The organism is Arthrobacter sp. C2 (assembly GCA_024207135.1).
In the GTDB taxonomy this organism is placed as follows: Bacteria; Actinomycetota; Actinomycetes; order Actinomycetales; family Micrococcaceae; genus Paeniglutamicibacter.
On sequence record CP042428.1, the window covers coordinates 299426 to 321305 of the forward strand.

A 21880-nucleotide genomic window follows, 5' to 3' on the forward strand; every position below is an offset into this window, starting at 1 on the left:
CCGTGTCCATGGCTGCCCGTGGCACCGCCCGGGAGTCAGGAACACCGCGCCCGCAGGGTTTCAACGCCTTCCCCGGTGAGCTGGCCGCAGTAGGCGCCGCGTCCGGCCATGGCCATCACCAGCGCCAGGGTTGTGCCCATGACGAGCGGGCCGGCACCGCTGGCGAATGGGCCGTCGGTGGCCTCAAGCCGCAACCCGGAAATGTTCGTTTTGCTCGGCACGGTGAAGTCCCCCTTCGCGAGGAAGCGGGCGACCGCGGTGGCGGCCGCACCGTCGACGTCGTGATCCATCCCCAGCGGATGGCGGATGTCTTGGCCGTGGATGACCACCTCGCCCACCCAGGCCTCGACCGGCCCAAACGTCGAAGTGGTGCTGGTCTCGATCGTACGAAAGCGTGCCAGCGTTTCGGAGGGGGTTGCCCCGCGGTGCTCGGCCAGCCGCCGGTCGTTGTGCAGGTCGAAATCGAACCTGGCACCCAGCACGCTGGCGACCCAGCGGGCCGGGCCAACGCTTGCCGCCGCGGTCAGGTGCGCCACGACCTCCTCCACGCTCCAGCGCCCGCACAGCGAGCCGGTTGCCCACTGGGCATCCTCGAGGCCGGCAAGATCCCGGGACAGGGCCGCGCGCTCCGCGTGGGCCAAGGACCAGAGCCTGTTGCGTGCGGTGTTCATGGGCAGGGTTTCTCCGAACGTAGGCAACGGGGCGTGGTCGAGAAGTCTAGCAAGCCGGCGCCGCTGCCGGCATCCGGGAACCGCCACGCCGGTGATACCGTGGGCTCGCGGCCACCCGAGTGGCCGCCACGCTCCATCCCGCCCGGCGGCCATCGCCGTGGCGAGCCGCCCACGGGAGGACCAGCATGGCAATCTTCGACTCGAGCGACAACCTGCAGGGATCGCGGTTCAACGACGCAGACCTGCGCGGATCCTGGTTCAACGGCTGCGACCTCTCGGATGCGAAGATGCTTGGGGGCAACATGCAGGGAGCCGAGATCGATGACCCGTGGCTCCTGCGGGCCGGGGGAGTCCTGCTGGTCAACGGCATCGACGTGGTGCCCTTTGTGCGCGCGGAAATGCTGCGCCGCTTCCCGGGCAGGGCAACGATGCTGGCTGCTGACCCCGAGGGCCTGCGCGGTGCCTGGACGGCCGTCGAGCAGGCCTGGGCGTCCACCATGGAGCGGGTCGCGGCGCTGCCGGCGGGGGTGGTCGACGAGTCGGTGGACGGGGAATGGTCCTTCTCCCAGACGCTGCGCCACCTGGTCATGGCCACCGACATCTGGCTGCGCCTCACCATCGAAGGCCTCGAGGCCCCGTTCCACCCCCTGGGCCAGCCCAACGACGGCTTTGCGGAATACGGCTACGACGCCTCCGTGTTCACCCCCGGCGTTCCGGCCTACTCGGAGGTGCTCGAGGCCAGGGCCGGGCGCGTGGCGATGGTGCGGGGGTTCCTGGCCAGGCTCACGGACGGCGACCTCGAACACCGGCACCCCAATCCCTGGAACCCGGACCGCGAGCAGAGCACGCGTTCCTGCCTGCACGTGATCCTGTCCGAGGAATGGGAACACCTCCGCTTTGCCGTGCGCGACCTCGACGTCCTCGAGAAACGGGACTGAGGCCGGGCGCGAAAAAGGGCGGGGCCCCTCACCAGAAACTGGTGAGGGACCCCGCCCCGGTTGCCTGCCGCCCGTGTGGGCCGGCGTGGTGTTTCTAGTCCGTGCCCGAATCGAAGGCAGCGCGTTCCAGGGCGCGATCGGAAGCCAACTCATCGGCGTCAACGGCCTCGGCATCGACGATGGCCGAAGCTCCGCCTGCCTCAAGCTTGCCGACGAGCTCGACGGTCTTGTTGCCCAGCAGGCCCTGGTTGGCGTACTGCTCCAGGCGCGAGCGGGAATCGGCGATGTCCAGGTTGCGCATGGTCAGCTGGCCGATGCGGTCCAGCGGGCCGAAGGCCGAGTCGCCCACGCGCTCCATGGACAGCTTGTCCGGGTGGTAGCTGAGGTTCGGGCCCTCGGTGTCAAGCACCGTGTAGTCGTCGCCGCGGCGCAGGCGCACGGTGACCGTCCCGGTGACGGCCGAGCCGACCCAGCGCTGCAGGGACTCGCGCAGCATCAGGGCCTGAGGGTCCAGCCAGCGGCCTTCGTACATCAGGCGGCCCAGGCGGCGGCCTTCTGCGTGGTAGTTGGCCACGGTGTCTTCGTTGTGGATGGCGTTGAGCAGGCGCTCGTAGGCGATGTGCAGCAGCGCCATGGCGGGTGCCTCGTAGATGCCGCGGGACTTGGCCTCGATGATGCGGTTCTCGATCTGGTCGCTCATGCCCAGGCCGTGGCGGCCACCGATCTTGTTGGCCTCGTCGACCAGTGCGACCGCATCGGCGTATTCCACGCCGTTGATGGCGACCGGGCGGCCGGCCTCGAAGGTCACCGAGACGTCTTCGGCCTTGATGGCAACCGATTCGTCCCAGTAGCGCACGCCCATGATCGGCTCGACCGATTCCAGGGAGGTGTTCAGCAGCTCGAGGGTCTTGGCCTCGTGGGTCGCGCCCCAGATGTTTGCATCGGTGGAGTAGGCCTTCTCGGCCGAGTCGCGGTACGGGAAGTTGCGCTCGATGAGCCATTCGCTCATTTCCGAGCGGCCGCCGAGCTCGTGGACGAATGCCGGGTCAAGCCACGGCTTGTAGATGCGCAGCTTCGGGTTCGAGAGCAGGCCGTAGCGGTAGAACCGCTCGATGTCGTTGCCCTTGTAGGTCGAGCCGTCGCCCCACACGTCCACGCCGTCTTCGCGCATGGCGCGAACCAGCAGGGTGCCGGTCACGGCGCGGCCCAGCGGGGTGGTGTTGAAGTAGGCCTTGCCGCCGGAGCGGATGTGGAAGGCACCGCAGGCCAGGGCCACCAGGCCCTCTTCGACCAGGGCCGGCTTGCAGTCGACGAGGCGTGCGGCCTCGGCGCCGTATTCCAGGGCGCGGCCCGGGACTGCATCAATATTCGGTTCATCGTACTGGCCAAGGTCGCCGGTGTACGTGTAGGGGATGGCACCCTTTTCACGCATCCAGGCAACGGCGACGGAAGTATCAAGGCCACCGGAGAACGCGATACCTACGCGTTCGCCAACGGGCAGGGAGGTGAGGACTTTAGACATGTCCTCCATCCTATAGCGTGCAAGGGAGTTTCCGGGGAACAATGACAAGGCAGCCGGGCGACATGCAACGGGCCGAAAAGCAGGTCATACTTGGATTTTCTAAGGACCGTGGTCGCGGGCCCGCGCCGGGGATGCCTTCGCGGGCGGCACCGAATGCATAATTATTTGAAGGGATGAATCCTTATGAGCACTGTGGAGTATCGCCGTTTGGGCAATTCCGGGCTGGTGGTTTCGGCCGTCGGGCTCGGCTGCAACAACCTGGGCCGTGCCGGGACAGCCACCGAGGACCAAGCCGGAACCGACGCCGTCATCAACGCCGCCCTTGAGTCCGGAATCACATTCTTCGACGTCGCCGACACCTACGGCAGGGAGCCCGGCCTCTCGGAGACCCTGCTCGGCAAGGCGCTGGGCACACGCCGCGACGAGGTCGTGATCGGCACCAAGTTCGGCATGGACATGGGCGGGGCAAACGGCAACGACTTCGGTGCCCGCGGCTCGCGCCGCTACATCATCCGCGCCGTGGAAGCCTCCCTGCGCCGGCTGGGCACCGAGTACATCGACCTGTACCAGTTCCACAGCCCGGACCCGCTGACCCCCATCGAGGAAACGCTGGCCGCCCTGGACGACCTGGTGGCCGCCGGCAAGGTGCGCTACATCGGGCATTCGAACCGCGCCGGCTGGCAGATCGCCGAGGCCGAATTCACCGCCCGCATCTGCGGCGGCACGCGCTTCATCTCCTCGCAGAACCACTACAACCTGCTGGATCGGCGCGCCGAGCTCGAGGTGGCCCCGGCCGCCGAGGCGTACTCGCTGGGCCTGCTGCCGTACTTCCCGCTGGCCAACGGGTTGCTCACCGGCAAGTATTCCGATGGACGGGCCCCGGAAGGCTCCCGGCTGACCCACGCCCGGCAGCACCTGATGCACACCGTGGACTTCGGGCAGCTGCGCACGTTCTCCGACTTCGCCCGCGAGCGCGGCTTCACCGAACTTGAGATCGCCTTCTCCTGGCTCGCCGCCCAACCCTCGGTCGCCAGCGTCATCGCCGGGGCCACGCTGCCCGAGCAGGTCGCGCAGAACGCCGCGGCGGTCTCCTGGAAGCCGTCGGCAGAGGATCTGGCCGAACTCGACACGATCTTCCCGCGCGTGCCGAAGATCGCACTCTTCTAGGCCATGGACTTTCCGCGCACCAGGATCCTGCTCGACAACGACACCGGGATCGACGACGCCCTGGCCCTGGCCTACCTGGCCGCCTGCGAACACGTCGAAATCGTGGCGGTCACCTCCACGCCCGGCAACGTCGGCGCCGACCAGGTCGCGGCGAACAACCGGGCGCTGCTGGCGCTGTGCGGGGCGCCGGACGTGCCGGTGCTCATCGGGGCACGCGAACCGCTGACCGTCCCGCTGCTGACCACCCCGGAAACCCACGGCCCGCAGGGCGTCGGGTACGCCACGCTGCCCGATGCTGCACCGGCGGACCCGGGTGCGGGGGAACGGGACGCTGTCGATCACTGGATCGAGGCGGCCCGCGCCAGCCCCGGGGAGCTCACCGCGCTGCTCAGTGCCCCGCTGACCAACTTCGCGCTCGCGCTGCGCCGCGAACCGCGGCTGCCCTGGCTCCTGGGCCGGGTCGTGATCATGGGCGGGGCCTTCTACCACCAGGGCAACACCACCCCGACCGCCGAGTGGAACACGCACGTGGACCCGCACGCCGCCGCCGAGGTCTACGCCGCGTACACGGCCGCCGCCGAGGCCGGGCTGGAGGCGTCCAAGTTGCCGATCGTCTGCTCGCTGGACACCACCGAGCGCTTCGAGATGCGCCCCGAACTGCTCGCCGACCTGGCCGCGGCCGCCGGATGCACCGAACCGGAGATCGTGCGCGGGGACGACCCGGAAGGCACCCGCAGCACGGCCTCGAACCCGCTGGTGCGCTACCTGTCCGATGCGCTGCGCTTCTACTTCGAGTTCCACCGCGACTACGACCAGGGCTACATCGCCCACGTGCACGACTTCTTCGCCGCCGGGATCGCGGCCGGCACCCTGGAATACAAGAGCCGGGAGGCAACCGTGGCCGTGGAAACCGAATCCCCGCTGCTCATCGGCACCACCGTGGCCGATTTCCGCGCGCTCTGGGGCAAGCCAGCCAACGCCCGCGTGGTCACCTGGAACGACCCGGAGGCCGGGTTCGCCGAACTCGTGAAGAGGCTCGGCGCCCTGGCCCGGCGGATTGGCCAAGCTGCCTGAGTGGCACGTGCCGGGCAACCGAATTTCCTGGCGTGGACGCCGGGACCCACCCGCCAGCCATGCCTTTGCCAGCGCGGACAGCGGAAGCGGAGTGCCGCAAAAAAGCGCCGATCCGGGATCGTGTTCCTCGGGGAAAGTCCGGACCGCCGGGGGAGCACCTGGCGAGCGGGAACGGCGGTCCGGGGCTCTGGCGTTATGCCTGCGCCCTTGGTAGTTTTCACCACATGGCTATCAAACTTGAGAACGTCGGCATTGCGGTTCGCGACCTTGAAGAGGCAATCGCCTTTTTCACGGACCTTGGTCTTGCTGTCGTCGGCCGAGACACCGTCAGCGGCGAGTGGACCGACACCGCGGTGGGACTCGATGGAAACCACGCCAACATCGCGATGCTCCAGACCCCGGACGGACACGGACAACTGGAGCTCTTCGAATACATCCATCCCGAGGCGATCGAATCGGCCCCCACCCGTCCCAACGACATCGGCATGCACCGTGTGGCCTTCTCGGTGGATGACATTGACGAGGCCCTGGCGATTGCCGCAAGGCACGGATGCCACCCCCTGCGCGGCGTGGCGACCTACTCCGACATCTACAAACTCACCTATCTCCGTGGCCCGAGCGGAATCCTGGTGATGCTCGCGCAGGAGCTGAAGAAGGGCTGACTTTCCCCATCCGGCCGGGCCGCCATTGCCGGCGACAGGGCTAGGCGGTTTCCCCGGTGCCGTGCCCCGGACGGGGCGATGGCTTCTTCCGAAGGACTGGCATGGCGAGCGCGGCCAGCATCGTGGCCGTGGCGCCCAGGAACGCGACCCCGCTGGCCATATAGAGGGGTGCCTCCAACGCGAACGCGGCCTCGGCGTTCCAGTTGTAGTAGGTATCGCCCACCGAATTCATGTTGCCGAACGCCGTGAAGAAGAATGCCGGTGCGCCCAGGGAAAGGATTCCTGCCCACATTGACGCTGTTGCCCATATCGGCACGGTGGCTCGGCGGGATATCGTCGCCACGCCCCATGCGAGCGCGAGCACGATACCCAGCGACGCGAAGACGGCCCCTGGAATTGCGCTGTAGGGCTGGTTCGCCGCAGCCATGTCGGCGATCGCCGTCTCAAGCGGCACCCCGCTGGCGGCAACCACGGCCCAGTCGTTCATCAGCATTGCCCCGAGCACCGCATAAGCGATGATCGCAACCATTCCGAGGATGGTGAAGATTGTGCGCATCTCGAAAGACTAGCAGTCTGCTGTTTCTGGCCTGGGCCGCGCCGCCCCAGGAACATCATTCCGGCCGTGGACGTGGTTGCCGGCAACACCGGCAACGCGGCCGGGCCAACGGGCCGGCAGGACAACGAGCGCCTCTGGCCGCGGCCTCCGGGGTCCCCTCAACCAGGCAAACCGGATTGGTGGAGCGCAGGGATTAATGAGCGAGCGATCCCGGTTTCTGACCTGCCAAAACCTCGATCATGTTCTGTCTTTCCACGAAGCGCTCGGATTTGACCTGACGTGCCGGCAGGAACGCCAAAATCCGTACCTGTGCCTGAAGCACGGAGACCTTGACATTCATTTCTCCGCGGTCGCCGGCTGTGAGCCGGAAAATTCGCCCGGCAGCCTCATCGTCCTGGCCTCCGATGGCGGAGGGCTTTTCGACCAGTTCGCGGCAGGGCCCACGTAACGCCATGGCAGGCTCGCGGCAGCAGCCGAACCGAAGAACTACCTCTGAACGAGCCGGGCAACGAAAGACGCAGTGCCGGCCGGGGACGGATCCGCGGTGCGCTAGAATCTTTCCCGGGCCAAGGTGACATAGGCCCCGCTCACGCTCCGCGGCGCATCCGGTCTTTCCGGGATGTGCCCCCGCAATCGAGGAATTCCATCCCATGTCACCGAACCTGATCCTGCCCGAGACCGCCACCGGGCACCCGCTGCGCCGCCGGATGCTGGCAGCCGCCGGCGCCCTGCTGCTCGCCGGAACCTACACCGCACTGGTCCTCACCCAGCCCACCGGCCTGGTCGACGGGCTGGGCCAGGCCGTGGCCCTGGCCACCTTCGCCGCCTACCTGGTGGCAGCGTTGCTGCTGCTGGCCGCGGTGCTGCCCGAGCTTCCGGTTTCCACCCTCACCCTGATCCCCGTCGCACTGGCGCTGAACATCGTGCTGGGCCAGTTCGTCGGCTCCGTGATGGTCCCGCTCTACCTGGACTCGCTGGGCACCGTGCTGGTCGGCTTCCTGGCCGGACGCCGGGCAGGTGCCGCCACCGGCGTGCTCGGCACGCTGATCTGGTCGCTGTTCAACCCGACGGTGCTGCCATTTGCCGCGGGTGCCGCACTGGTCGGCTTCCTGGCCGGCACCGCCGCCCGCTTCGGCGCGCTGCGCCGCCCCTACCTGGCCCCCGTGGCGGGGCTGGCCGCCGGCGTGCTGGTCGGCGTGCTCTCCGCACCCGTCGCCGCCTTCGTCTTCGGCGGCACCTCCGGGGTCGGCACCGGCGCGCTGGTCGCCGCCTTCCGCTCCATGGGCGACTCGCTGCTCTCGGCGGTGACCAAGCAGGCGCTGATCTCCGACCCCGGCGACAAGGCCATTGTCTTCCTGGTCGCCGCGCTGCTCATCTACGCCCTGCCCCGGCGGCTCAGTGCAGGCTTCGCGTTCGTGCGCCGCCACAACGTGCTCGGCTCCCGCGGCTCCAAGTAGCAGCTCCCATGCCCCGCACCTGCCGGCTGCACCCCTTCACCGTGCTCGCCCTCGCCGCGGCCGCCACCGCCACCACGGTGGCGGCCGGCCGCTGGTGGCTCAGTGTCGCGGTGCTGCTGGCATGCCTGCTGCTGGCCGCCTGGGCACGGCGCGCCCGCAGGCTGGCCGGGCTGGCCGCGGCCATCCTGGCACCGGCCTTCGGCTCCCAGCTGCTGATCCATTCGATGGCGGACACCGCCGGCGGCCACGTGCTGGCCGCCGCAGGCCCGCTGCGGATCACCGCCGAGGGACTGGCGACCGCCGGGGCGCTGGGCCTGCGCACCGGGGTCCTGGTGGTGGCAGGGCTGCTGTGCACGTTGCTGGTCGACCGGCATGACCTGGTCGCCGCGGTCGACCTCTCACCCGCCCCGCCGCAGCTGGGCTACCTTCTCGCGGCCACGCTGTTGCTGCTTCCGGCCCTGGAGCAGCGGCAGCGGGCCATCGGCCAGGCGCAATTGCTGCGCGGGGCAACCCCGGGAGGCGGGCCGCGCGGCTGGTTCCGGCGCGTGCGGCTGCGCTCGGTCCCGCTGGTGCTCGGTGCCCTGCAGGACGCCGCGGACCGCTCCGCCCACCTGGCCGCCCGCGGCTTCCCGGCCGCGGGCCCGCACACGCGCCTGCGCGAGGTTCCGGACTCGGCCGCCCAGCGCCGGGTGCGCCGGATCGCCCTGGCCTGCATCGTGCTGGGACCGGTCGCGGTGCTGGCGCCCACCTGGGCCGGCGCCGCGTGAGCACGGGGCCGAACCGGGTGCTCGGGCTGGAGCTGGCGCGCTTCCGCTATTCCGGGGCCTCCCGCGACACGCTGTCCGGGATCAACCTGTCCCTGGCGCCGGGCTCGCTGACGGTGGTCCTGGGGAACTCGGGATCGGGCAAGTCCACGCTCGGGGCCGTGCTGGCCGGGATGCTGCCGCGGCACGACGGCGACGCACTGGACGCGACGCTGCACCTTGCCGGCCAGCGGATCCACCACCGGCCCGGCGCGGCGGTGCGCATCGACCCGGTGGGCTGGGCCCGGCAGGTCGGGCTGCTGCCCCAGGACGCGCGCCACTACCTGTCCGGGGTGCGCGCGACGGTGGCGGAGGAACTGGCCCTGGGCCTGGAGAATGCCGGGGTGCCGCGCGCGCAGATGCACCGGCGGATCGCTGCGCTCGCGGACCGACTGGAACTGCACGCGCTGCTGGAACGCGATCCGGCCCAGCTCTCCGGCGGGCAGGAACGCCTGGTGGCGCTGGCAGCACTCGCGCTGGACGCGCCGGCGGTGCTGGTCCTGGACGAACCGCTGGCCGGCCTGGACGCCGCGGTCGCGGCCCGGATCTGCGAACTGCTGGACCGGCTGCGCAGCGGGGGCACCGCGCTGGTGCTGCTCGCCCGCGCCGTCGACCGGCTGGCGGCCGGTGCCGACACCGTGCTGGCCCTGCGCGAGGGCAGCTGCCACGAGTTGGACACCGCGGTGCCGGCAGACGCCGCACCTGTGGCACCGGCGGTGCGCCGGGCACCGGGGACACGGGACGAGGTGCTGCTGGGCTTCTCCGGGGTCGGGATCGGCTACCCGGGATCCGCACGCCCCGTCGTGGAGGGCCTGGAACTGACGGTGCGGGCCGGCGAATGCGTGGGGCTGGCCGGGCCCAATGGAAGCGGCAAGACCACGGTGCTCAAGGCCGCCGCCGGCCTGCTGTGCCCGAGCGCCGGGCAGGTGCGCGGCAAATCCCTGGCCGCCGGCACGGTGGGGCTGCTGCTGCAAAATCCCTCCGACCAGCTCTTCGAGCGGACCGTTGCCCGCGAGGTGGCCTTCGGCCTGCCCAGGCGCGGCCCGGCGGCGGCGCGGATCCCCGCGGTGCTGGATTCGCTGGGACTTCGAGAGCATGCCCAGGCCCACCCCTACGAGCTGCCGGCCTCGTCCCGCCGGCTCGTGGCCCTGGCCACGGTGCTGGTGCGCGAGCCGGAGGTGTTGCTGCTTGACGAGCCGACCGAGGCACTGGACGCGGACGGGTTGGCCCTGCTGCACGCGGCGCTCGCGGCGGTGCTGGACCGCGGAGGGGCGGTGCTGCTGGCCACCCACGACGAGGCGTTCATGGCCGCCACCGCGCACCGCGTGCACCGCATGGGCCCAGCGGTTGCAGCACGGGTCCGGGACAGGACCGGCGGCCCCGGGTAAAGTGGGGGCTTCTTGGGCCGTGACGGATGGGCGACGGGAGTGGAATGCCGCAGGATTTTGAGCGCTGGGAAGTGCTGGTGCGCGATGAGACGCGCGTCGGGGTGCTCTACCGTTCCCTGGAATCCAAGGTCTTGCTCACCCGCGTCCTGGTCGAGGACGACGGCGAACCGTACCGTGCCGAATCGCGCCTCCGCCTGGAGCCCGGGAACGGCAGCTGGGAACTGAGCTGGTTCCGGGACCGGAGCCTGGGCACAGCCAAGCTGATGCGCCGGGATCCGCAGGGCCTGCCCGTCGGCTCCATGCCGAGCTACGGAGATATCCTGATGCTGTTCAAGGCCATCGAGGATCCGGGGAACCGGTTGCGCTACTGGCGGCTGAACGAGGCCGCCTGGGACGCACAGGATGCCAACGGACACCTGGGCGCCGAGCCCAATGCGCACATCCTGCGGGTCGGTGCGCTCGAGCAGCTGCCCATCCCGTTGGGTGCCACGGTGTCGACCCACCGCTACGAGGCATGGGTCGACGGGGTCCTGGTCGCCATCCACTGGGTAGATGAAGGCAACGAGCTTCTCTGCACCCGGTGGGGCGCTGACCTGCGCAGCTACCGGGTGCCGGGGACGGCCAGCGAGGCCGGATGGATGTCGCTGTCCGGGCTCGACGACGGAACCGTCGAGTTCATGACCAGGGGCTTTGACGCAGGTGGCTGACGGATCCTAGTAGCCGCGCGAAGTGTGGGCCAGGTCCTGGGAGGATTCCAACGTGGAAATGAATTCGTCGGTGGTCGCCGGGGTTGAGAACATCGGGTAGTTGAACCGCACAGCGGACTCGCCTTCCTCCACGGAGGTTGCCGCGACGGCATCGGTCAGTGTCACGACCTCGAATCCGCGCTCGTAGGCGGTGCGCATGGTCGATTCCACGCAGCAATTGGTCAGGAATCCGGCCAGCACCACCTTGGTGATGCCCTTGGAACGCAGGATGAAATCCAGGTTGGTGCTGCCGAAGGCATCCAGTCCGCGCTTGCCCTCGATCACAATGTCGGCCGGCTGCGGGGTGAACCGCGCATCGATTTCCGCTCCCCACTGTCCCTTGACGAAGGCGGTGGCATCCACCACGCCCTTGAGGATCCCGTAGGGGTGGGCGGAGATCTCGTTGTAGCCCGGCGCGAAGCCGATGGGCGAGTGGATGACAGTGGCGCCGTGCTCACGCGCCGCGGCCAGCACCTTGGCGGCATTTTCCAGGGTCGAGTTGGCCTCCATGGAATCCTTGACCGCATCGTGCAGGACGCCTCCGGGGGAGGTGAAGTCGTTTTGGAACTCGATGAACACCACTGCGGTGGACTCGTTGGACATGGCAGCCAGGCTCCTTCGGGGTCAAAAAGGTGGGCAGGCGCCCACCGGGCACCCACCCACCAACCTATGACGCCTTGCCCTCCAAGGGAAGGGAAGCCACCGGCCGCCCTAGACGTAAATCAGGACGTCGTCGCCCTTGATCTGCGCGGCGAAGCGCTCCAGCGCGGCACGGGCCGGACCGGCAACGGCCTTGCCGTCCTCGGGCTGGAAATATGAGCCGTGGCAGGGACAGTAGAAGGCCTCGCCGTTGGGGTCCTTGGTGGTCACCGCGCAGCCCTGGTGGGTGCAGATCGCGGTGTAGGCCAGCACCGTCTTCGCGTTGGGGCGGAAGAGCAGGAACCCGGCCTGCTTGCCAGCTTCCTCGCCCCGGGTGCGTACCGCGGCGACCGACAGGCGCGTTCCCACGGCCAGCTCGGCCACGGTGGCCACGACGGTTCCCTCGCCTTCGGGTGCCGGGGGAGCGGAGGGCTCGTTGTTCGGTGCGGCCGAGGAACCGTCGCCGCAGGCGGCCAGTGCCAGGGTGGCGCCGGCGGCCACGGTGGTGCCGACAAAGGCGCGGCGCGTGCAATCAGGGATGGGCAAACTCATGGGACCCATCATTCCACGCGGGCGCGGCACCCAGGCGCAGCCTACGCTGCGATGTCACTTACAAACGCACCCGCGTGCCGGGGGCCGCCCGCTAGAGGAGGATCTTGACCTCGGGGCCGTCCACCTCGGTGGCGAAGCGGGCCAGGGACTTCGGGGCAGGACCCTGGACGACCGAACCGTCGAGCTTCGAGTACTCCGAGCCGTGGCAGGGGCACTTGAAGATCTCGCCGCTGCCGGTGCCGACCTTGCACCCCTGGTGGGTGCACACCGAGGTGTAGGCCAGGACCGTGGCCTCGTCCGGGCGGTAGAGCAGGTAGCCGGCACCGTTGACGGTGACCGAGGCGGTGCCCTTGACCGGAAGCTTCGCCAGCGCGATCGCGTCGACGGGCTTGCCGGTGGCTTGCGGGAGGTCCTGGGCCTTCCCGCCGGACCCGCACGACACCAATGTCACCGCGGCGCCGGCAACCAGGGAAGCCTCGATGACGCTTCTGCGGGTGGGCATGAGAGTGATGTGCTGTTTCATAACCAAAGTGTCGCGCACAATCGGGCCAAGGTCGATGGATGGGAGCCGGGATTATTTTTTGGCCGGCACCATCGGGAAACGGCGAAGGCGGGACGCCGGCCGTAGCCGGCATCCCGCCTTCACCCGCCCCGGTGCGCGGGGGCCCGGTTAGTGCTGGTGGAACTTCTTGCCGTTGACCCGCTCGGAGGCGCCGACCTGGTCAAGGTACGGGGTGATGCCGCCCAGGTGCATGGGCCAGCCGGCGCCCAGGATCATGCACAGGTCGATGTCCTCGGGACCCGCCACGACGCCCGCCGCCAGCATCAACCCGATCTCCTCGGCCAGCGCGTCCTGGGTGCGCAGCAGCAGTTCCTCGGAGGTGCTCGGGGTGTTCCCGAACTCCAGCAGCCCCAGCGTGGAGGCCGGGATTTCCATCCCGCCGTCGCCGGTGGGCGCCCACAGTGACTTGATGCCGTTGTCGATGAGCACCTGCTGGTTGCCCGAGACGTGGAAGCGCTCGCCGAAGGCGGCGTGCAGCGACTCGGAGACGTGGTGCGCCACCGGGATCCCGACCATGGCCAGCAGCGTGAACGGGCTCATGGGCAGGCCCATGGGGCGCAGTGCGCCGTCGGCCACCGAGGCCTCGGTGCCGTCGTCGAAGGCGTTGGCGATCTCGCCCATCAAACGCAGCAGGATCCGGTTCACCACGAAGGCTGCCTCGTCCGCCACCAGCACGCTGGTCTTGCGCAATGCCTTGCCCAGGGCGAAGGCGGTGGCCAACGCGGTGTCGCCGGTCTTTTCGGTCCGCGCGATCTCCAGCAGCGGCATCTGGGCGACCGGGTTGAAGAAGTGGAAGCCGACCAGCCGTTCGGGGTTTTTCAGGTCCCTGCCCATCTCGGTCACCGACAGCGAGGAGGTGTTGGTGGCCAGGATGCACTCGGGGGACACCACGGCCTCGACCTCGGCAAAGACCTGCTTCTTGACGGCAAGTTCCTCGAAGACGGCCTCGATGACGAAGTCCGCATCGGCAAAGGCCTGTTTGGACACCGAACCGGTGACCAGCGCCTTGGTGCGGTTTGCCGCGTCGGGGGAGATGCGGCCCTTGGCCAGCTGCTTGTCCACTTCGGAATGGATGTGGGCCAGGCCCTTGTCCACGCGCGCCTGGTCGATGTCGGTGATGACCACCGGCACCTTGAGGTTCCTGGCGAAGAGCAGCGCGAGCTGTCCGGCCATGAGCCCGGCACCGACCACGCCGACCTTGGTGACGGGGCGGGCGAGTTTCGGATCCGGGGCGCCGGCGGGTCGCTTGGAGCGCTTTTGCACCAGGTCCAGGAAGGCGTACACGGTGTTGTGGAAGGCGTCGGTCTGCATCATGTCGGTCAGCGCCGCGATTTCCAGGGCCGCCGATTCCTTCTGGGTGATCGACGCTCCGGCCTCGAAGACCTCCAGCACCTTGGCCGGGGCCGGGGCGGCGTTGGAGGTCTTGGCCTCCACGAAGGCCCGGGCCTTGGCCGCGGCTGCCGCCCAGCGGGCCGCCACCTCGGGGCTGGAGTTCGGCTCCACGGCGTTCGGGCGGGCGACCTCGGCGCCGGCGAGCACGCTTCCGGCCCAGAGCAGGGATTGCTCCAGGAAGTCGGCCGGCTCGAACAGGGCGTCGGCGATGCCGAGCTTGAAGGCCGCGTCCCCGTTCAGCGAGCGGTTGTTGTTCAGCGGGTTTTCGATCATCACCGTCATGGCCGCCTCCGGGCCGGTCAGCCGCGGGAGCCGGTAGACCCCGCCCCAGCCGGGGATCAGGCCGATGAATGCCTCGGGAAGCCCGATGCCGTTGGCCCCGGTGGAGACGGTGCGGTAGGAGCAGGCCAGGGCGATCTCCAGCCCGCCGCCCAGGGCGACGCCGTTGATGAATGCGAAGGTCGGCACCCCGAGGTCCGCCAGCAGGTCGTAGCAGGCATGGCCCAGGGTGGCCATGGCCGCCCCGTGCTCGGGAGAGGCGAGGTTCTTCACGCCGTTGAGGTCCGCGCCGGCGACCAGGAAGTAGGGCTTCCCGGTCACCGCCAGCGCGGCGATCTCCCCGGCAGCAGCGCGCGCCTTTTGCGCGGTGAGCGCCGCGTGCAGTTCCAGCAGGGTGTTGGGGCCCAGCGTGGTGGGCTTGGTGTGGTCGAACCCGTTGTCCAGGGTCAGCAGCGCAAGCGTGGTGCCGCCGGGCAGCACCACGTCCTCGAGAAGGGAGTGGGTGATGATCTCGTCGGGGACCAGGGAAGCGAGGGAAGCGAAGTTTTCAATGGTGCTCGAGCTCATGGCTTAGGCATCCTTTCCGAAGTCGGCGTGGTGCGGGTTTTCCCAGATGACGGTGCCGCCCATGCCCAGCCCGATGCACATGGTGGTCAACCCGTAGCGGACCAAGGGGTCCTGCTTGAACTGGCGGGCCAGCTGGTTCATCAGGCGCACGCCCGAGGAGGCCAGCGGGTGGCCCACCGCGATGGCCCCTCCGTAGCGGTTCACCCGCGGGTCGGTGTCCTGGATCCCGTAGTGGTCAAGGAAGGAGAGCACCTGGACGGCAAAGGCCTCGTTGATCTCGAACAGGCCGATGTCCCCGATGGCCAGCCCGGCCTGGGCCAGCGCCTTTTCGGTGGCGGGGACCGGGCCGATGCCCATCACCGAGGGGTCGACCCCGGCGAAGGCGTAGGAGACCAGGCGCATCTTCACGCTGAGCCCGAGTTCCTCGGCGGCCTGCGCGCTGGCCAGCACCGCGGCGGTGGCCCCGTCGTTCAGGCCCGCGGCGTTGCCGGCGGTGACCCGGCCGTGGGCGCGGAAGGGGGTGCGCAGCCCGGCCAGCGATTCCAGGCTGGTGCCCGGGCGCGGGGGTTCGTCGGTGGTGCGCAGCGTGAAGCCCTCGGCCGGGCGGCGCGCGGCGACCGGGACCAGGTCCGGCTGGATGTCCCCGGCCGCATAGGCCGCCGCCAGCTTGGCCTGGGATTCCACCGCGTAGGCGTCGGCGCGGTCCTTGGTGATGGCCGGGAACCTGTCGTGCAGGTTCTCGGCGGTGTTGCCCATGTTCAGGGCTGCCGGGTCCACCAGGCGTTCTGCGGCGAAGCGCGGGTTCGGGTCGGCCCCGGCGCCCATGGGGTGGTTGCCCATGTGCTCGACGCCGCCGGCGATGACCACGTCGTAGGCGCCGAAGGCGATGGAGCCGGCGGTGGTGGTCACCGCGGTCATGGCCCCGGCGCACATGCGGTCGATGGCAAATCCCGGGACCGATTGCGGAAGTCCGGCCAGCAGCGCTGCTGTGCGCCCGATGGTCAGTCCCTGGTCGCCGGTCTGCGTGGTGGCCGCGATGGCGACCTCGTCGATGCGTTCGGGCGGCAGCGAGGGGTTGCGGCGGATGAGCTCGCGGATGCACTTGACCACGAGGTCGTCGGCGCGGGTGCCGTGGTACATGCCCTTTTCACCCGCCTTGCCGAAGGGGGTGCGGACGCCGTCGACGAAGACGACGTCGCGGACGCTGCGCGCATGGCGCGTGTTCACTGGCTGGGGGCTCACCGGTACTCCTTGTGATCGGGATGTGGATGTGATCCACCCCATACGCTACTGGTGAGTAACTTAGAGTGCAAGCCGGGCGCCCCCGGGCAAGAAAAAGCCGGGCAGGTCCTTCCCGGTATTTCGGAAAAACCTGCCCGGCAATTCATCAGCGCTTGGCCAACTCGTCCGGGTCCAGCAGCGCCACGGTCAGCACCGGGCCCACCAGGTCGATCTGCCAGGCCCGGGCGCCCAGGGCCCGCAGGGCATCGGCCACGGTGTCCGGGTCGATCGCCGCCGGCGGGTTCCAGCACAACCGGCGCAGCGTGTCCGGGGTCAGCAGGTTCTCCGTGGGGATGTTCAGCGACTCGGCGGTGCGCGCCACCCGGGCCCGGGCGGTCTGCAGCCGGGCGGCGGCCACCGGATCCTTGTCGGCCCAGACCTTGGGCGGGGGCGGGGAGTTCGAGGGGACCTGGTTGGGCGGCAGCTCGGAGGTGGTGGAGGCGTCCTGCAGGGCGCGAAGCCACTTCGGGGCGTCCTTGGAGGCCGAGCGGCCGTGGAAGCCGGGGGTCTTCAGCAACGCGGGGACACTCTTGGGCATGGCCTTGGCCGCGGCGACCAGCGCCGAGTCCGGGATCAGCCGGCCCGGGGCGGTGTCGCGGGTGCGGGCCAGGGATTCGCGGGTTTCCCACAGGGCGCGGACCGCGGCCAGGGTCCGGCGGTCGCGGATCTGGTGCAGGCCCGAGGTGCGCCGCCACGGGTCCACGCGCGGCGGGGCCGGCGGTGCGGTGCGCACGGCCTCGAATTCCTGTTCCGCATACTCGAGCTTGCCGTCGGCCTCAAGGATCTTGATCAGTTCGACGCGCAGCTCGTCGAGCACCTCGACGTCCAGCGCGGCGTAGCGCAGCCACGGCTCGGGCAGCGGGCGGGTGGACCAGTCGGCGGCCGAGTGTTCCTTGGCCAGGCGCAGCCCCAGCAGGGCTTCGACGGCGGGGCCCAGTCCCACGCGCGGCAGCCCGGCGATGCGGGCTGCAAGTTCGGTGTCGAAGAGGCGGGCCGGTTCCAGGCCCAGCTCGCGCAGGCAGGGCAGGTCCTGGGAGGCGGCATGCAGGATCCAGGTCTCGTCCCCGATGGCTTCCTGGATCGGATCGAGGTTCTCGAAGGGAACCGGGTCGATCAGCCAGCTTCCGGAGCCTTCGCGGCGCAGCTGGACCAGGAAGGCGCGCTGTCCGTAGCGGAAGCCCGAGGCCCGCTCGGCATCCACGGCCACCGGGCCGGTGCCCGCGGCGATGGCGCGCGCGGCGCGCGCCATGCCCGGTGCGGTGGTGATGACCTCGGGAACCCCGTCGCGCGGCATGTCCAGCAGGACCGGTTCCCGGGGCTCGGCCTGCGGTGCTTCTTCGATTCCCTCGGGCTGCGGCGCAGCGGTTGATGCGTCGGCTGCGGCGCCCGGGGCTGGTTTGGTGGCGTGGTGGGTACGGGTCATGATGTTCCGATTCTAGTACCGATTGCCCGGGACCCGGATTCCGGCGGGCCGGAATGGCCCGGTTCTAGGAGAGCCGGCGGTGCGGCAGTGCGGTGACCCCGCTGGGCAGCGGCGGCAATCCGGCGAAGGTGCAGACCATGTCGGCCCAGGCCTCCAGATGGGTGGAGATGTCGTGGTCGCCGGGGGTCCAGGAGGCGCGCAGCTCGATGTCGATGGTCTCGGGGCGGTCGGCCAGGGTCCCGTAGCTCTCGGAGAGCACGCGGGTGGTGGTGCCTCCGGCCTGGCGGTAGTCGGCGCCGGATTCGTTCAGAGAGTCCAGCAGCCAGGTCCAGGCCACGGAGCCGAGCATGGTGTCGTTGCCCATCTCCGATTCCATGCGGGCCCGGATGTAGGTCACGATGCGGAAGGTGCCATCCCAGAGGGCGGAGCCCGCCGGGTCGTGCAGCAGCACGAAGCGTCCGGTGGCCAGTTCCTCGGCGTGCACCGGGGCCGCGGTTTCCGTCTTGGGGCGCGCCACCCGTTCGTGGACGTCCGCGGACAGGGCCAGGGCGTAGGGTGCCAGGCGGGCCGGGGCCGGGATTTCCTGAAGGTGGATTTCGCGCCGGCAGCTGGCGCGGCGAACGGCGGCCAGGGCTTCGAGGAAGGCCGGCGGCACTGCTTGGACTGGTCCGTTTGATGTCACATGGCGAGTCTAAAGTGTGGCCGTGGCTTGGATGCTTGCGGCACGCCGGGGAGCGGGTGCAGGTTGCGCGCCCGCCCCGGCGGCCCGCGGAAGAACCTACCGCGCGGCAAGTTCCTCGCCAAGTGCGGCCACGAAGGAATCCACGTCCGCCTCGGTGGTGTCGAAGGAGCACATCCAGCGCACCTGTCCCGCGGCCCGGTCCCAGTCGTAGAAGCGGAAGCGCTCGCGCAAGCGGTCCGCCACGGCGTTGGGCAGCGCTGCGAACACGCCGTTGGATTCGGTGGGGTAGACCAGTTCCACGCCGTCGGTCGCCTGGACCGCGGCCGAGAGCCTGGCCGCCATCGCGTTGGCGTGCGCGGCCGAGGTCCGCCACAAGTCTGTGCCGTAGAGGGCCAGCAGCTGGGCGGAGATGAAGCGCATCTTGGAGGCCAGCTGCATGTTCATCTTGCGCAGGTACTTCATCGACTCGGCCGGGCCCTCGGTGAGGGTCACGATGCCCTCGCCGAACATGATGCCGTTCTTGGTGCCGCCCAAGGAAAGGATGTCGATCCCGGTCCCCGTGGTCATCTCGCCCAGCCCCACCCCGAGCGCGGCGGCGGCGTTCGACAGCCGGGCCCCGTCCATGTGCACGCGCATGCCTTTGCTGTGGGCGTGCGCGGTGATGGCGCGCAGTTCCTCGAGCGTGTACAGGGTGCCGAGTTCGGTGGACTGGGTCAGCGACACGGCCAGCGGCTGGGCGCGGTGCTCGTCTCCCCAGCCCCAGGCCTCCAGGTCGATCAGCTCGGGGGTGAGCTTGCCGTCGGGGGTGGGCACCGAGAGCAGCTTCATGCCGGCGATGCGTTCCGGTGCGCCGTTCTCGTCCACGTTGATGTGGGCGCTGTTGGCGCAGATGACCGCACCCCAGCGCGGCAGCAGCGACTGCAGCGCGGTGACGTTGGCGCCGGTGCCGTTGAACACAGGGAAGATCGTGGCGGTCTCACCGAAGTGCGAGGCAATGACGCGTCCGAGTTCCTCGGTGTATTGGTCCTCGCCGTAGGAGACCTGGTGCCCGCCGTTGGCCGCGGCCAGTGCCGCAAGGACCTCGGGGTGGACGCCGGAGTAGTTGTCCGAGGCGAAGCCGCGTACCGAGGAATCATGGATCGAGGAAGTCACTGGAGAAGGGTCCTATCGAGGGGAGGGCAGGGAAAAATTCGGCGGTGCGCGGCGGGTGCCGCGCACCCGTTGTTCAGAGGCTTGGCAGGTGGATCCGCGCCCCGTTGATCGCGGAGGCATCCGCCGTGAACAGTTCCACGGCGGCTTGCCCCAAGGCTGTGACGTCGGTGAAGCCGGCGGTGTTGCGCTCGGGGTGCGCCTCGCGGCTGGCGGCGTCGGTGAACGCCTTGATGACCCAGATGAGGGCCGCGGCCCGCTGCGGGACCGGTGCGGCCTTGCTGCCGGACTGGGCGGTGCGCAGCTCCGCCGCCACCGAACGCATCCAGGCCTCCGCCCCGGCCTTGGCGGTGGTGTAGTTGGCGTTGGAGCCGGAGGGGGAATCCACGGCGGTGGCCGAGACGATGGCAACGCGTCCGCACCGCGAGGCCACCAGGTCGTCGCGGAACACCCGGGTGGTGTTGCGCAGCGTGGTGACCACCTGGGTGTGCAGGAACTCGGCGTCGTCGTCGGTCTGCCCGGCCAGGCCCTTGCCGCCGCGCCAGCCGCCGACCAGGTGAAGCAGCCCGTCGATGGGCCCGCGCTCGGTGTCGATCAGCGCGTGCAGCTCGGTCACCGCGGCGTGGTTGGCCAAATCGACCTCGTAGCGCCCGTGCACGAAGGGCAGCCGCTGCGCCAGCCGCTCCGCATTGGAGCCGGCGGCCAGCACCGTGGCGCCGGCCTCGCACAGGGCGTGTGCCGCCGCGACGCCGGAGGCGGAGCTCGCCCCGGCAATCAGTATCGTCAGATCCTTGAGGTCAGCCATGGAAAAGATTCTAGCCTCCGTTGGGTGTGCGGTCGGTGCGCTAGATGTCCGAGGTGCCGGTGATGCCCACGGTCGATTCGATGACCGGGCGCAGTTTCTTGGCCAGGGCCTCGTAGAACATCGAGTGCGGGAACTCGTCGTCCATCACCTGGTCGGTCATCTCGCGCAGCGGGGCGGTCAGCGGCAGTGCGTCGGGGCCCTTGGCCCAGACCGAGGCCGGGTGCGGGGTCAGCGTGGCGGAGACCAGCTCGTAGGCGGCAAGCCAGTGCGCGATCTTCGGGCGGTCGATCGAGCGCCAGTACAGCTCGTCGATGGCATGGCCCAGGTTCGAGACGACCTCGGGGACCTGGTCCCAGTCGATCGTCAGCTTGGTGTCGGTCCAGTGCAGCACGTGGTGCTGGTGCATCCAGGCGAAGAGCAGCTGCCCGCCGACCCCGTCGTAATTGCGGTTGCGGGTCCCGGTGATGGCGAAGCGGAAGATCCGGTCAAAGATCACCGCGTACTGAACCAGCTTGGCGTGGTGGCGGGTGGCCTCATCGGCGGTGGCGTCCCGGGCGATCTTCACGCATTCACGGAAGGCCGTCAGGTCGCAGCGCAGCTCCTCGAGGGAGTAGAGGAAGAAGGGCATGCGCTGCTTGATCATGAACGGGTCGAAGGGCAGGTCCCCGCGCATGTGGGTGCGGTCGTGGATCAGGTCCCACATCACGAAAGTTTCTTCGGTCAGTGACTGGTCCCCGAGCATGGCGGCCGCGTCGGCGGGCAGCTCGAGGTTGGTGATCTGGGCGGCGGACTTCAGCACCCGGCGGAAGCGCGCGGCCTCGCGGTCCTGGAAGATGGCGCCCCAGGTGAAGGACGGGGTTTCGCGGATGGCCACGGATTCGGGGAAGAGCACCGCGGAGTTGGTGTCGTAGCCCGGGGTGAAGTCCAAGAAGCGCAGCGGGACGAAGAGCTTGTTGGAGTAGTCCCCGGCCTCCAGGGCGGAAATGAACTCGGGCCAGATGACCTCGACCAGCACCGCCTCGAGCAGCCTGTCGGTGGAGCCGTTCTGCGTGTACATCGGGAAGAGCACCAGGTGGCGCAGCCCGTCCTCGCGGGCCAGTTGCGGCTGGAAGGCCAGCAGCGCATCAAGGAAGTCGGGAATGCCGAACCCGGCTTGTTCCCAGGCGGCCAGGTCGTGGTGCAGTGCCCGGAAGTAGTCGGCGTCGTGCGGGAACTGCGGGGCCAGCACCTGAAGGGATTCGGTGATGGTTCCCAGCAGCGCGGCGGCGCGGGGCTTGTCGGAGTCCTCGGGCACCGAGCCGTCGTGGACCTGGAGCCCCTGGAATTCGGTGGCTGCCGTCTTCAGTGCCAGCCATGCGGGCGAGGAGACGAGCTCGTGGTTGGACAGTGGCTTGGGAAGAGTTGCCTGTGACATTTTGGATACCCCTTTCGGTACGGCCGAACGTGCCGCGGATGCTGTTGTTGTTTCCTGGTTCCAGCGTACCGAGAGGTCATCATTGCTGATTGAAAATTGGCCTGAGCGTAAGCAGTGCTGTGGCATGAGGCGGCACCGCGGGCACCAAGGC

Annotated in this window: 22 protein-coding genes; 9 read left to right on the forward strand and 13 right to left on the reverse strand. The window is 69.4% G+C overall.

Features of this window, described 5'->3' with window-relative positions:
• Positions 1-35: 35 nt before the first annotated feature.
• Positions 36-671: a maleylpyruvate isomerase family mycothiol-dependent enzyme gene (locus tag FPY90_RS01315; protein WP_071213381.1), complete on the reverse strand. Its 636-nt coding sequence runs from the start codon at positions 669-671 to the stop codon at positions 36-38.
• A 185-nt stretch (positions 672-856) separates the two neighbouring features.
• Here FPY90_RS01315 and FPY90_RS01320 point away from each other — a divergent pair, with 185 nt between their 5' ends.
• Positions 857-1609: a DinB family protein gene (locus tag FPY90_RS01320; protein ID WP_498683407.1), complete on the forward strand. Its 753-nt coding sequence runs from the start codon at positions 857-859 to the stop codon at positions 1607-1609.
• A 94-nt stretch (positions 1610-1703) separates the two neighbouring features.
• Here FPY90_RS01320 and argG read toward each other — a convergent pair whose 3' ends face one another.
• Positions 1704-3131: an argininosuccinate synthase gene (gene argG / locus FPY90_RS01325; RefSeq protein ID WP_071213379.1), complete on the reverse strand. Its 1428-nt coding sequence runs from the start codon at positions 3129-3131 to the stop codon at positions 1704-1706.
• Positions 3132-3314: 183 nt separating this feature from the next.
• Between argG and FPY90_RS01330 the strand changes: the two genes are divergently transcribed.
• From FPY90_RS01330 to FPY90_RS01340, 3 genes are all read left to right on the forward strand, one after another.
• Positions 3315-4298 (forward strand): aldo/keto reductase, encoded by a 984-nt coding sequence (locus tag FPY90_RS01330; protein WP_498683408.1) that lies wholly within the window; start codon positions 3315-3317, stop codon positions 4296-4298.
• Positions 4299-4301: 3 nt separating this feature from the next.
• Positions 4302-5372 carry a nucleoside hydrolase gene (locus FPY90_RS01335; RefSeq protein WP_071213377.1) on the forward strand — a complete coding sequence of 357 codons (1071 nt, stop codon included), beginning with the start codon at positions 4302-4304 and terminating at the stop codon, positions 5370-5372.
• Positions 5373-5596: 224 nt separating this feature from the next.
• Positions 5597-6034, forward strand: a complete 438-nt coding sequence (locus tag FPY90_RS01340) for a VOC family protein (protein WP_071213376.1) — start codon at positions 5597-5599, stop codon at positions 6032-6034.
• 40 nt (positions 6035-6074) lie between these two features.
• Here the strand turns inward: FPY90_RS01340 and FPY90_RS01345 are convergent, their stop codons facing one another.
• The gene (locus FPY90_RS01345; protein ID WP_498683410.1) at positions 6075-6563 is read right to left on the reverse strand and encodes a hypothetical protein; all 489 of its coding nucleotides are present in this window, start codon (positions 6561-6563) and stop codon (positions 6075-6077) included.
• 223 nt (positions 6564-6786) lie between these two features.
• Here FPY90_RS01345 and FPY90_RS01350 point away from each other — a divergent pair, with 223 nt between their 5' ends.
• From FPY90_RS01350 to FPY90_RS01370, 5 genes are all read left to right on the forward strand, one after another.
• Entirely contained in the window at positions 6787-7038 is a 252-nt protein-coding gene (locus FPY90_RS01350; protein WP_071213374.1) for a DUF8817 family protein, read from the forward strand.
• A 202-nt stretch (positions 7039-7240) separates the two neighbouring features.
• Positions 7241-8047 carry a glycosyl transferase family 9 gene (locus tag FPY90_RS01355; RefSeq protein WP_071213373.1) on the forward strand — a complete coding sequence of 269 codons (807 nt, stop codon included), beginning with the start codon at positions 7241-7243 and terminating at the stop codon, positions 8045-8047.
• 8 nt (positions 8048-8055) lie between these two features.
• Complete coding sequence (locus FPY90_RS01360) at positions 8056-8814, forward strand: CbiQ family ECF transporter T component (protein ID WP_071213372.1); 759 nt, start codon at positions 8056-8058, stop codon at positions 8812-8814.
• Positions 8811-10238: an ATP-binding cassette domain-containing protein gene (locus tag FPY90_RS01365; protein ID WP_071213371.1), complete on the forward strand. Its 1428-nt coding sequence runs from the start codon at positions 8811-8813 to the stop codon at positions 10236-10238. Before FPY90_RS01360 ends, FPY90_RS01365 begins: the two co-directional genes overlap by 4 nt.
• 44 nt (positions 10239-10282) lie before the next feature.
• On the forward strand, positions 10283-10945 hold the full coding sequence (locus tag FPY90_RS01370; protein WP_071213370.1) for a hypothetical protein: 663 nt from the start codon (positions 10283-10285) through the stop codon (positions 10943-10945).
• A gap of 6 nt (positions 10946-10951) precedes the next feature.
• On the opposite strand, the gene FPY90_RS01375 is transcribed toward FPY90_RS01370, so the two are convergent.
• The 10 genes from FPY90_RS01375 to FPY90_RS01420 form a co-directional block, all read right to left on the reverse strand.
• Positions 10952-11587 (reverse strand): cysteine hydrolase family protein, encoded by a 636-nt coding sequence (locus tag FPY90_RS01375; protein WP_071213369.1) that lies wholly within the window; start codon positions 11585-11587, stop codon positions 10952-10954.
• Between the two features lie 108 nt (positions 11588-11695).
• Positions 11696-12175: a Rieske (2Fe-2S) protein gene (locus tag FPY90_RS01380; RefSeq protein ID WP_071213368.1), complete on the reverse strand. Its 480-nt coding sequence runs from the start codon at positions 12173-12175 to the stop codon at positions 11696-11698.
• 91 nt (positions 12176-12266) lie between these two features.
• Positions 12267-12698 (reverse strand): QcrA and Rieske domain-containing protein, encoded by a 432-nt coding sequence (locus tag FPY90_RS01385; RefSeq protein ID WP_083410987.1) that lies wholly within the window; start codon positions 12696-12698, stop codon positions 12267-12269.
• Between the two features lie 147 nt (positions 12699-12845).
• Entirely contained in the window at positions 12846-14975 is a 2130-nt protein-coding gene (locus tag FPY90_RS01390; protein ID WP_498683416.1) for a 3-hydroxyacyl-CoA dehydrogenase NAD-binding domain-containing protein, read from the reverse strand.
• 3 nt (positions 14976-14978) lie between these two features.
• The gene (locus FPY90_RS01395) at positions 14979-16217 is read right to left on the reverse strand and encodes a thiolase family protein (protein ID WP_071213365.1); all 1239 of its coding nucleotides are present in this window, start codon (positions 16215-16217) and stop codon (positions 14979-14981) included.
• A gap of 145 nt (positions 16218-16362) precedes the next feature.
• Positions 16363-17679 carry an HRDC domain-containing protein gene (locus tag FPY90_RS01400; protein WP_071213364.1) on the reverse strand — a complete coding sequence of 439 codons (1317 nt, stop codon included), beginning with the start codon at positions 17677-17679 and terminating at the stop codon, positions 16363-16365.
• Between the two features lie 64 nt (positions 17680-17743).
• The gene (locus FPY90_RS01405) at positions 17744-18361 is read right to left on the reverse strand and encodes a DUF3000 domain-containing protein (protein ID WP_286135256.1); all 618 of its coding nucleotides are present in this window, start codon (positions 18359-18361) and stop codon (positions 17744-17746) included.
• Between the two features lie 96 nt (positions 18362-18457).
• Positions 18458-19513, reverse strand: a complete 1056-nt coding sequence (locus FPY90_RS01410; protein ID WP_498683419.1) for a threonine aldolase family protein — start codon at positions 19511-19513, stop codon at positions 18458-18460.
• Positions 19514-19586: 73 nt separating this feature from the next.
• Positions 19587-20315 carry an SDR family NAD(P)-dependent oxidoreductase gene (locus tag FPY90_RS01415; RefSeq protein WP_071213361.1) on the reverse strand — a complete coding sequence of 243 codons (729 nt, stop codon included), beginning with the start codon at positions 20313-20315 and terminating at the stop codon, positions 19587-19589.
• A 40-nt stretch (positions 20316-20355) separates the two neighbouring features.
• Positions 20356-21729: a DUF6421 family protein gene (locus FPY90_RS01420; RefSeq protein ID WP_071213360.1), complete on the reverse strand. Its 1374-nt coding sequence runs from the start codon at positions 21727-21729 to the stop codon at positions 20356-20358.
• Positions 21730-21880 lie beyond the last annotated feature (151 nt).

Excerpts from the sequence above, each read along its gene's own strand:
- FPY90_RS01345 (WP_498683410.1), bottom strand. The coding sequence starts at position 6,563 with ATGGTTGCGATCATCGCTTATGCGGTGCTCGGGGCAATGCTGATGAAC.
- FPY90_RS01375 (WP_071213369.1), bottom strand. The coding sequence starts at position 11,587 with ATGTCCAACGAGTCCACCGCAGTGGTGTTCATCGAGTTCCAAAACGAC.
- FPY90_RS01335 (WP_071213377.1), top strand. The coding sequence starts at position 4,302 with ATGGACTTTCCGCGCACCAGGATCCTGCTCGACAACGACACCGGGATC.
- FPY90_RS01400 (WP_071213364.1), bottom strand. The coding sequence starts at position 17,679 with ATGACCCGTACCCACCACGCCACCAAACCAGCCCCGGGCGCCGCAGCC.
- argG (WP_071213379.1), bottom strand. The coding sequence starts at position 3,131 with ATGTCTAAAGTCCTCACCTCCCTGCCCGTTGGCGAACGCGTAGGTATC.
- FPY90_RS01350 (WP_071213374.1), top strand. The coding sequence starts at position 6,787 with ATGAGCGAGCGATCCCGGTTTCTGACCTGCCAAAACCTCGATCATGTT.
- FPY90_RS01370 (WP_071213370.1), top strand. The coding sequence starts at position 10,283 with ATGCCGCAGGATTTTGAGCGCTGGGAAGTGCTGGTGCGCGATGAGACG.
- FPY90_RS01340 (WP_071213376.1), top strand. The coding sequence starts at position 5,597 with ATGGCTATCAAACTTGAGAACGTCGGCATTGCGGTTCGCGACCTTGAA.
- FPY90_RS01360 (WP_071213372.1), top strand. The coding sequence starts at position 8,056 with ATGCCCCGCACCTGCCGGCTGCACCCCTTCACCGTGCTCGCCCTCGCC.
- FPY90_RS01320 (WP_498683407.1), top strand. The coding sequence starts at position 857 with ATGGCAATCTTCGACTCGAGCGACAACCTGCAGGGATCGCGGTTCAAC.
- FPY90_RS01385 (WP_083410987.1), bottom strand. The coding sequence starts at position 12,698 with ATGAAACAGCACATCACTCTCATGCCCACCCGCAGAAGCGTCATCGAG.
- FPY90_RS01415 (WP_071213361.1), bottom strand. The coding sequence starts at position 20,315 with ATGGCTGACCTCAAGGATCTGACGATACTGATTGCCGGGGCGAGCTCC.
- FPY90_RS01390 (WP_498683416.1), bottom strand. The coding sequence starts at position 14,975 with ATGAGCTCGAGCACCATTGAAAACTTCGCTTCCCTCGCTTCCCTGGTC.
- FPY90_RS01420 (WP_071213360.1), bottom strand. The coding sequence starts at position 21,729 with ATGTCACAGGCAACTCTTCCCAAGCCACTGTCCAACCACGAGCTCGTC.
- FPY90_RS01355 (WP_071213373.1), top strand. The coding sequence starts at position 7,241 with ATGTCACCGAACCTGATCCTGCCCGAGACCGCCACCGGGCACCCGCTG.
- FPY90_RS01380 (WP_071213368.1), bottom strand. The coding sequence starts at position 12,175 with ATGAGTTTGCCCATCCCTGATTGCACGCGCCGCGCCTTTGTCGGCACC.
- FPY90_RS01330 (WP_498683408.1), top strand. The coding sequence starts at position 3,315 with ATGAGCACTGTGGAGTATCGCCGTTTGGGCAATTCCGGGCTGGTGGTT.
- FPY90_RS01315 (WP_071213381.1), bottom strand. The coding sequence starts at position 671 with ATGAACACCGCACGCAACAGGCTCTGGTCCTTGGCCCACGCGGAGCGC.